Source organism: Polaromonas sp. P1_G2 (assembly GCF_056405515.1).
Map to the genome: position 1 here is coordinate 1 of NZ_JBFUBY010000211.1, position 8900 is coordinate 8900.

The window sequence follows — 8900 nt, forward strand, 5'->3', positions numbered from 1 at the left end:
GCCCTTCACTAGCTTCGGCCAGGCCGCGTCAGAAACTTGCGCAACCGCGCTGAACTTTTTCACGGCAGGCCTCTCAGACTCCCTTTTAACGGAGGGAATCCCATGGCTTTTGCCCAGAACGACCAGCTGACTTCACGCGCACTGTCGGTGCTTCGCATTGTTTCCGCTTATTTGCTGATTCAGCACGGCACAGCCAAGCTGCTGGGCTTTCCCCACGTGGCCTATTTCGACGGGCTGCAGGTGATGTCGCTGATTGGCTTTGCCGGCATCCTGGAACTCTTTGGCGGTGCGCTGTTGCTGATCGGCCTCTTCACGCGTCCCGTGGCCTTTGTGCTGTCGGGCCTCCTGGCATTTGCTTATTTCATGGGCCATGCGTCCAAAGGCTTTGTGGCATCGCCCATGCTGAATGGCGGCGAGTCGGCTGTGTTGTTCTGCTTTGTCTTCCTGTTCTTTGCCGCTGCCGGCGGCGGCGCCTGGAGCGTGGACGCGCTCCGTTCGCGGAAGTAAGACACCGGCGCAAGCCGGGGCTGCTTCACGAGGCCTTGTCTGCTGTTTGTCTGATCGCTGGCGAGCCTGAACCCGCGGTCTGCCGCGAGGTCAGCAGGCATAGCGCGGGCGCTATGGTGAAAACGGCGAACAGCCATTGAGCCGCGCCGGCCGTCCCCGGCAAACCGCCGGGGCTGCTCAGCCCGCCCAGGTTGGCCAACATGCCGGCCAGCGCCGCGCCCATGGCCGTGGCAAACAGCTCCACCGTCATGATGGAAGAGGCCGCAAGGTCTTCTTCGCCCTGCGGCGCGATCTGCAGCACACGGGTGCTCAGGTGCGGCCAGGCGATGCCCACGGCAAAGCCCACGGCCACCATGGCGATGCAGATCGGGGCCAGCACTTGCCAGCTGCCGTCGCTGGGCGAGGGCATCAGCACCGCCATGCCCACCAGGCCCGCGAGTGCCAGCACCGGTGCGACGCGGATCGCCAGCCTGGCCCGGCTGCCGGTAGCGCTGGAGCTGATGAGTGAACCCAAGGTCCAGCCCGCCGACATGATGGCGGCGAGGTAGCCGGAGGCGAGCGGCGTCTGCGCATGCAGCACCTGGAAAAACAGCGGCGAAAAAATCTCCGTGGACGTGACCATCATGGCCAGCAGCGCCATTGCGAGGTAGAGCGCGCCCAGCGTTCCGGGGCGAAAGGCGTCTTTAGGCAGCAAACGCTTGGCGGCGCGCTTGTCGACCATGACCAGCAAGGTACTGAGCGCTATCGCGACTGCCACGCCCCCGGCATTCCAGGCCACCTGCGGGCTGACGCTGCCGGCGGACACCGCAAACACCGCGCCGGCCAGCAAAAAGAGCTGCGCCCAAGGCACCGGCGATGCCGGGCTGCTGGGGGTGTTGCGCCGCGGAATCACGCTGACGGCCAGCAGCGTGAACAGCGCCGCCGCCGGAATCAGCGCGCCAAAGGCCATGCGCCAGGCGTCCATCTGGGCAAACACACCGCCTATGGCCGGCCCGACCAGTGTGGCCACGCCCCACATGCCCGACAGCAGGCCAATCGCCCGGGACCACAAGGCTTCGTCATACAGCAGGCGGATCATGGCGTAGGGCAGGGCCAGCAGCAGGCCGCCGCCAAAGCCCTGCACCACGCGCCCGCCCAGCATGACGGGCATGGACGGCGCCAGCGCGCAAGCCAGCGAGCCCAGGGCAAAGATCGCGGCGCCGAGCACATAGGCAAAGCGCGGCCCGAGCTTGCCCAGCACCTGCGTCGCCATGGCGGCGCTGATGATGGAGGCCACCACAAACAGCGCTGTGTTCCAGGCATAGAACTCGAGCCCGCCGATGTCGCGCACGACGGACGGGAGAATGGTGGTGCCTATGTAGAGGTTGATGGCATGCAGGGCCACGCCACCGACCAGGGCCAGCGTGCGCACGGCGTTGACGCCGGTCAGCAGGGCTGCCCAGCCCGTGGGTGGGCTGTTCATGCCAGCGCTTCAGGCCCGAAATGCAGGCCGTCGAGCTTGTCGGGGTTGCGCATGATGTAGATGTTGGTGGCCTTGCCTTCGTCGTTGTAGGCGAAGGTGATGGCCGCGGCGATTTCGCCGTCGTTCGCGCGCAGCTGGATGGCGCGGCCGCCGTTGATCTCGCAGGGCAGCCACTCGTAGGCGGCCCAGTAGCGCGCCAGCTGGGTGGCGATGAGGGTGAGCACGCTGCCCTTGCCCTGAAACACGCCGTCGATGGAGCTGACCTTGCCGCCGCTGTCGGCGCACACGGCGATGTCGTCAGACAGCAGCCCGGCGAGTGCCTCGGTGCTGCCGGCGCTGATGGCTTCACGGAAAGCGCTGAGCAGGTCGTCCTGCACCTTGGGCGGCGTCACGTGCCGCACCTTGCCCTGGGCGATGTTGGTGCTGGCGCGTGAGACCAGCTTGCGGCAGGCGGCTTCTTCCATGTCCAGCATCTCGGCGATGTCGGGATAGGGTGTTTCAAAAATCTCGTGCAGCAGGTAGGCCGCGCGTTCTTTTGGCGTGAGCCGCTCCAGCAGCAGCAAAAAAGCCATGCTCAGGGACGAGGCCAGCAACGCGTGGGTTTCGGGCGTTTCGTCAGTGCGGGTCTGGATCGGTTCGGGCAGCCAGGTGCCGACATAGTCGACCCGGCTGCGCTGGGCGTCGCGCAGCATGTCTATGCAGTGCCGCGTGCAGATGGTGGTGAGCCAGGCGGCCGGCGTCGCGATGCTGGCGTGGTCGGCCGCCAGCCACTTGATGAAGACGTCCTGCACGGCGTCTTCGGCATCGGCCCGCGAACCGAGGATGCGGTAGGCCAGGCCGAACAGATGCCTGCGCCTTTCTTCAAACACGGCGGTGGGGTCGATGTTTTCCATGACGAACCTTAGTGTGCAGAGACCTGGATGCGGTTCCAGAGGTTGATCTGGCCGATGTTAGCGGTCAGCGCGCCGATTTCCTTGTCGGTGAACGATTGGCGCAGGCGGCCGCGCAGGCTGGCGTAGTCGGTCTTGTGGTCGAGCGTGGTCAGGGCTTCCGTCCAGGCCAGGGCGGCTTTCTCGGCTTCGCTGAAGTCGTTGACGTGGGCCCAGACGACGAGGCGGTCCAGCCTGTCGTTGCTTTCGCCGTCTTCACGGGCTTCGCGCAGGTGCATCTTCACGCAGAAGGCGCAGCCGTTGATTTGCGAGGCGCGCAGGTGGATCAGGTGCTGAAGTTTTTTGTCGAGTCCCTGGGCGGCTATGGTTTCACTGACCTTGAGCAAGGCGGGGAAAACGTCGGGAATGGCGAGGTCAATGCGGACGGGAGCGGTGTTGGCAGCGGTAGCGGCAGTGGCAGTCATGGTGGTTTCCTTTAAAAAACGTTTAAAAGTTGGATGTCACACCGTATTGACGATCCAGCTTTGCCGTTTGTGACGCCACCCCCAAAAAAGATGAAATCCATGAAAAATCGCCTGAATCCCAGGGGGAGTCAGGCGATGTTCGGGGACATGGAGTGAATTGATGAATCGACTAGCGAGCCGCCAGCAAGGCATTCATGGCCGAGTAGTCGAGCTTGGGGCCCAGCAGCGGCGACAGGTCTTGTTTGAGCAAGGCCTCGACGCTGGTCCGGGCGTGTTCATAGGCCACCTGGAAAGGGGCAGGCCCCACGCTGAGGCGCCGCACGCCGGCCGCCTGCAGCGCGGCGACGGCCGGCAAGCCGGGCATGGCCATCAGGTTGAGCGGCATGCTGACGGCCGCGCAGATTTCTTCCACTTCGGGTATGGCCGTGAGGCCGGGCACAAAAGCGCCGTCGGCGCCGGCCTGCTGGTACAGCTTCAGGCGGGCGATGCTGGCCTGGGCCGGGGTGCTATCGACTTTCAGCTTGCGCAGGTAGACGTCGGTGCGGGCATTGACGAACAGCGGCGTGCCTTTGAGCGCTGTTCGGATGGCGCGTATTTTTTCCATCAGCAGCGCAGGCGCGCCGCTTCCGTCTTCGAGGTTGATGCCCACAGCACCGGCCGACGCCACCGCGGCTGCCAGCCGTCCCACCTCGGCCGGGTCGGTGCTGTAACCGTCTTCCATGTCGACAGTCAGCGGCACCTTCAGGACACGGGTGATGTTGCTGACCGCATGCAGCAGTTCGTCCGGCGGCAACGCGCCGCCGTCGGCATAACCGCAAGCCCAGGCGAGCGAAGCGCTGCTGGTGGCCACGGCCGCGGCGCCGGATGCTTCAAAGAGTTTTGCGCTGGCTGCGTCCCAGGCGTTGGGCAACAGCAGGATGTTGCCGGGTGCCTGATGGAGTTGCAAAAACTGCGGGTGGTGAAGGGCTCGCATGGTATCTCCGCTGGGGAAAAGAAGAAGGGTGTACAGCTTAGCAAGCCGCGTCGGCATTAGCGGCTGTTAGCGGCCATTTCCAGACCTATATATCTCGGCGGAATTCGACCTCAAAACGGGCCAGCCCTGTGTATTCAAATGTCACCGTCTGATCGGCCGGCACCGTCAGCACGCCGGCATAGGAGCCGGTGATGACGGCCTGTCCGGCCTTCAGGCCCGGGCCGCGCTCGCGCAGAAAATTCGCCAGCCAGTAAAGCGGCGCGCGCGGGTGTCCGTTGGGGTGTTTGGCCTGGGCTGTTTGCCGGGGTCCGTTGCCGGCCTGCCAGCTCAGTTCAAAGGCCGCGGCCTCGGGCGCCGCCAGCTCAGGTCCCAGCCACAGGCCGTTGTTGACCAGGCCGTCGGCCAGCATCTCGGGGAAAGGCAGGCCGCTGGGGTCGGCATAGCGGCTCGCGCAGATTTCGAGTGCGGCATGTACCGCGCCCACCGCCGCATCGATCTCGGCCTCGGTATAGGGCTGCTCACGCGCGGGCAAATCTTTGGCCAGCACGAAGGCAAGCTCGGGCTCGACTTTCACGCTGTCCTCCCTGTCTGCGGGAAAAGCCACGGTACAGATAGCGGCGCGGCTGATGGCGGGCCGGTAGATCGGCGCCATCACGAGCTTGCCGGGGCTGGGCGGCGAGGCCTTCCAGCCGCCCACCGCCTGGCCCAGGCCGAGGGTGACGGCCTGCTGCACCTGCCAGGCGTCTTCGAGGTCCAGCGGGCGGCAGCTTTCGGGCAGGCGCGGGCCGGGCTGGCCGCTGTTTCGCCGGGCGGTCAACTCCGTGGCGGCCTGCGTGATCTGTTCAGGGGTGAGGGGCATATTGATCAGGGAGTGGGGTGGGGCTGCCCATGAGGGCGGGGGCATTTCAGTGTAGCGGCGCCGGCGGCCTTCCGTCCCCTGTAGTATTGGCGGCCTGGGCCCGATTTTGGGCGCACCGTTCCCTTCCGCAAACCCCATTCCTTCATCATGAAAAACTCCTTGAGCCTTGCTTCCGCCCTGCCTGTTGATGCCGCCGATGCCCTGCTGGTCGGGCGCGTGTGGGTAGAGGGCACCGGGCCCGTGCTGGCGCTGGTCACGCCCGACAGCGTCTTCGACCTGTCCAGCGTGGCCGCCACGGCCAGCCAGCTGCTGGAACTACCCGGTGTGGCCAAGGCCGTGCGCGCCGCCGCGCCCTCGCTGCCGCGCCTGGCGGGCACGGCCGAGGTGCTGGCCAATTCCGCGGCCGATGCGCGCAAGCCTGCGCTGCCCTGGCTGCTGGCGCCTTGCGACCTGCAGGCGCTCAAGGCGGCCGGCGTGACTTTTGTCGCCTCCATGCTGGAGCGCGTGATTGAAGAGCAGGCGCGCGGCGACGCCAGCAAGGCCGAGGCGGTGCGCAAGGCCGTGGTCGGCGTGATCGGCGACAACCTCAGCAGCATCAAGCCCGGCTCGCCCGAGGCGGACAAACTCAAGGAAGTGCTGATCGCCCAGGGCGTGTGGTCGCAATACCTGGAAGTCGGCATAGGCCCCGACGCCGAGATCTTCACCAAGAGCCAGCCGCTGAGCGCGGTGGGCACTGGCGCTGAAGTCGGCATACACCCGCACAGCCACTGGAACAACCCTGAGCCCGAGATCGTGCTGGCTGTCAATTCGCGTGGCGAGACGGTGGGTGCGGCGCTGGGCAACGATGTCAACCTGCGCGACTTCGAAGGCCGCAGCGCGCTGCTGCTGGGCAAGGCCAAGGACAACAACGCCTCCTGCGCCATCGGCCCCTTCATCCGCCTGTTCGACGACAAGTTCAATATTGCCCACGTGCGCCGCAGCGACCTGAACATGACGGTGACCGGCCCCGAGGGTTTTGAGATGAAGGGCGGCAGCTCGCTGAGCAAGATCAGCCGGGACCCGCTGGACCTGGTGGCACAGGCCATAGGCGCCAACCACCAGTACCCGGACGGCTTCATGCTCTTCCTGGGCACCATGTTCGCGCCCACGCAGGACCGTCACGGCCCCGGCCAGGGCTTTACCCATGTGGTCGGTGACGTGGTCACGGTGGCCACGCCGCAGCTGGGCAGCCTGGTCAACCGCGTCACCACTTCCGACAAGGCCGCGCCCTGGACCTTCGGTATCTCGGCGCTGATGAAAAGCCTGGCGAAACGAAAGCTGATCTAAGGCAAGGAGGTAACCGGCATGCACACTTCCGCACTCGTGTTGTTTTCCGGCGGGCAGGACTCCACCACCTGCCTGGCCCTGGCGCTGTCCAAATACGAACGCGTCGAGACCGTGGCCTTTGACTACGGCCAGCGCCACAAGGTGGAACTGGAGGCGCGCCTCAATGTGCTGCGTGAAATCAAGCAGCAGTTTCCGCAGTGGGCCCACAAGCTCGGCGAAGACCATTTGCTGGACCTGGCGGTGCTGGGACAGGTCAGCGACACCTCGCTGACCCGCGACGTGGCCTTCAAGATGGAAAGCTCGGGCCTGCCCAACACCTTTGTGCCGGGGCGCAACCTGCTGTTCCTCACGCTGGCGGCGGYGCTGGCCTACCGGCGCGACCTGCAGGTGCTGGTCACCGGCGTCTGCGAAACCGATTTTTCAGGCTACCCCGACTGCCGCGACGACACCATGAAGGCCATGCAGCTGGCGCTGTCGCTGGGCATGGACAAGCGCTTCCTGATCGAAACGCCGCTGATGTGGATAGACAAGGCGGATACCTGGCGGCTGGCGCATGACATTGGTGAGAAGTCAGGCGAGCCGGGCGGCGGCGAGGCGCTGGTGAAACTGATCGTGGAGCACACCCACACCTGCTACCTGGGTGATCGTGTGCACCGCCATGCGTGGGGTTATGGGTGTGGGACGTGCCCGGCTTGTGAGCTGCGGGCGCGGGGCTTTGAACGGTATACGGCAAGCGCCACCTGAGTTGCCAAATCAGGTCCGCACCAGGCTTTCGACGACACACCGCGACACCACGGGCGGCTCCTCGCCAATGTGAAACGCCAGCTTGCGCTCCCGCAGCGCCACGTCGCTGGCGGTGACGCGGTCGAAGCGGCGCAGGTGTTCGGTCCAGGATTCGTCGACGATCTGCTCGACAAAGCGGCCGGGGCGGTTCACGTCGCGCAGCAGTTCCCACTCGAGCGCGCCCTGGCGCAGGCGGCTGCGGCGGCTTTCCTGCATCAGCGCGCGGAAGTCGTCGGCGCGCGCCGGGTCCACCAGGTATTCAATCGTCACCACCACATTGCCCACGCCGGGCGGCTCTTCGGCCACGGGCGCCTTGAACTGGCGCGAGGGCGTCATGTCTTCCTCGATGCTGAGGTCGGACACCAGGTGCTTTGCCACCAGCATCACAGCGGTGCCGCTGGCGGCGGCGACTAGCAGGCCGGTGGAGACCCTGCTCAGCGTGGCCACCTGGCCCCACAGCGCGGCGCCGGCGGCGCTGGCGCCCATGATGGCCATCTGGTACATCGACATGCCGCGGGCGCGCACCCAGTCGGGCAGCGCCAGCTGGGCCGAGACGCTGAGCGAATTGGCGCAGGTGATCCAGGCCATGCCGTTGAGCGCCATGGCCGGTACCGCCACCCAGGCGTTGGGCGCATAGGCCATGGCCGCCATGGAGACCGACTGCAGCATCGTGGAGCGCATCACCAGCACGTCGCGCGGCATCATCTGGCGCAGCCGCGGCAGGTTGAGCGCGGCGACGATGGCGCCGGCGCCCATGGAGGCCAGCAGCAGCGTGAAGGTGCCGGCATCGCCGCCGTGCAGGCCGCGCGCCACCAGCGGCAGCAGGGCCAGCAGGGCGGTGGAATGGAAAAAGAAGATGGCGATGCGCAGCAGCACCGCGCGCAGGCGCGCCGACTGGCCGACGAACTGCAGGCCCACGCGCATGGCGCTGACCAGGCGCTCGCGCCCCAGCGGGCTGGGCGCGTGGTCGCGCCGCCAGCGCATGATGACAAAGCCCGAGACTACCGACAGCACGGCGTTGAGCACAAAGACGTATTCAGTGCCGGCGCCGGCGATCAGCGCGCCGGCCACCAGCGGGCCGACGATGCGCGAGGCGTTCATGGAGACGCCGTTGAGCGCCAGCGCGGCGGGCAGCTGCACGCGCGGCACCAGTTCCRGCACGATGGCGGCGAACACCGGCCAGCGCATCGCCAGGCCCACGCCGTTGGCAAACGTCAGCGCCAGCAGCAGGGCGGGCGTCATGACACCCGAGATCACCGTGATGGACAGCAGCGTGGCCACGCCGGCCACCCAGAACTGCGTCATGATGAAGTAGCGGCGCCGGTCCAGGATGTCGGCGAGCGCCCCGCTGGGCAGGCCCAGCAGGAACACCGGCAAGGTGGAGGCCGACTGCACCAGCGCCACCCAGATCGGCGAGGTGGTCATGGAGGTCATCATCCAGGCCGCCGCCACGTCGTTCATCCACATGCAGATGTTGGCGACCAGCCAGGTGCTCCACAACATGCGGAACACCGGGCGCTTGATGGGCGCCCAGGCGGAGAGGTCTGTGGGCTCCGGCGCAGCCGGCTTGGACATTTCTTCAGGCATTCGCGGCGCTTCCTCCAGGGAGCTGGCTGGCTGTCAGGCGGTACAGGGC

At 66.3% G+C, this 8900-nt stretch carries 9 protein-coding genes; 3 read left to right on the forward strand and 6 right to left on the reverse strand.

Annotation, left to right across the window (positions count from 1 at the left end):
- Nucleotides 1-102: 102 nt before the first annotated feature.
- Nucleotides 103-507, forward strand: coding sequence for a DoxX family protein (locus AC1D0P_RS18680; RefSeq protein WP_477678123.1), 405 nt, complete (start codon nt 103-105; stop codon nt 505-507).
- A 25-nt stretch (nt 508-532) separates the two neighbouring features.
- On the opposite strand, the gene AC1D0P_RS18685 is transcribed toward AC1D0P_RS18680, so the two are convergent.
- From AC1D0P_RS18685 to AC1D0P_RS18705, 5 genes are all read right to left on the reverse strand, one after another.
- Entirely contained in the window at nt 533-1969 is a 1437-nt protein-coding gene (locus tag AC1D0P_RS18685; protein WP_477678124.1) for an MFS transporter, read from the reverse strand.
- Nucleotides 1966-2862: an RNA polymerase sigma factor SigJ gene (gene sigJ / locus AC1D0P_RS18690; protein WP_477678125.1), complete on the reverse strand. Its 897-nt coding sequence runs from the start codon at nt 2860-2862 to the stop codon at nt 1966-1968. Before sigJ ends, AC1D0P_RS18685 begins: the two co-directional genes overlap by 4 nt.
- A gap of 8 nt (nt 2863-2870) precedes the next feature.
- Nucleotides 2871-3323, reverse strand: coding sequence for a carboxymuconolactone decarboxylase family protein (locus tag AC1D0P_RS18695; RefSeq protein ID WP_477678126.1), 453 nt, complete (start codon nt 3321-3323; stop codon nt 2871-2873).
- 169 nt (nt 3324-3492) lie between these two features.
- Nucleotides 3493-4296 carry an isocitrate lyase/PEP mutase family protein gene (locus tag AC1D0P_RS18700; protein ID WP_477678127.1) on the reverse strand — a complete coding sequence of 268 codons (804 nt, stop codon included), beginning with the start codon at nt 4294-4296 and terminating at the stop codon, nt 3493-3495.
- An 85-nt stretch (nt 4297-4381) separates the two neighbouring features.
- On the reverse strand, nt 4382-5155 hold the full coding sequence (locus AC1D0P_RS18705) for a 2-keto-4-pentenoate hydratase (protein ID WP_477678128.1): 774 nt from the start codon (nt 5153-5155) through the stop codon (nt 4382-4384).
- 147 nt (nt 5156-5302) lie between these two features.
- On the opposite strand from AC1D0P_RS18705, the gene AC1D0P_RS18710 reads away from it, so the two are divergent.
- Together AC1D0P_RS18710 and queC are read left to right on the forward strand one after the other, a co-directional pair.
- Nucleotides 5303-6481, forward strand: coding sequence for a fumarylacetoacetate hydrolase family protein (locus AC1D0P_RS18710; protein ID WP_477678129.1), 1179 nt, complete (start codon nt 5303-5305; stop codon nt 6479-6481).
- An 18-nt stretch (nt 6482-6499) separates the two neighbouring features.
- Nucleotides 6500-7225 (forward strand): 7-cyano-7-deazaguanine synthase QueC, encoded by a 726-nt coding sequence (gene queC, locus AC1D0P_RS18715; RefSeq protein ID WP_477678130.1) that lies wholly within the window; start codon nt 6500-6502, stop codon nt 7223-7225.
- A 9-nt stretch (nt 7226-7234) separates the two neighbouring features.
- On the opposite strand, the gene AC1D0P_RS18720 is transcribed toward queC, so the two are convergent.
- Nucleotides 7235-8851 (reverse strand): MFS transporter, encoded by a 1617-nt coding sequence (locus AC1D0P_RS18720; RefSeq protein WP_477678131.1) that lies wholly within the window; start codon nt 8849-8851, stop codon nt 7235-7237.
- Nucleotides 8852-8900 lie beyond the last annotated feature (49 nt).

Bases quoted from the DNA above. Each gene is read 5' to 3' on its own strand.
- AC1D0P_RS18705 (WP_477678128.1), bottom strand. From the start codon at position 5,155: ATGCCCCTCACCCCTGAACAGATCACGCAGGCCGCCACGGAGTTGACC.
- sigJ (WP_477678125.1), bottom strand. From the start codon at position 2,862: ATGGAAAACATCGACCCCACCGCCGTGTTTGAAGAAAGGCGCAGGCAT.
- AC1D0P_RS18695 (WP_477678126.1), bottom strand. From the start codon at position 3,323: ATGACTGCCACTGCCGCTACCGCTGCCAACACCGCTCCCGTCCGCATT.
- AC1D0P_RS18710 (WP_477678129.1), top strand. From the start codon at position 5,303: ATGAAAAACTCCTTGAGCCTTGCTTCCGCCCTGCCTGTTGATGCCGCC.
- AC1D0P_RS18685 (WP_477678124.1), bottom strand. From the start codon at position 1,969: ATGAACAGCCCACCCACGGGCTGGGCAGCCCTGCTGACCGGCGTCAAC.
- AC1D0P_RS18700 (WP_477678127.1), bottom strand. From the start codon at position 4,296: ATGCGAGCCCTTCACCACCCGCAGTTTTTGCAACTCCATCAGGCACCC.
- AC1D0P_RS18680 (WP_477678123.1), top strand. From the start codon at position 103: ATGGCTTTTGCCCAGAACGACCAGCTGACTTCACGCGCACTGTCGGTG.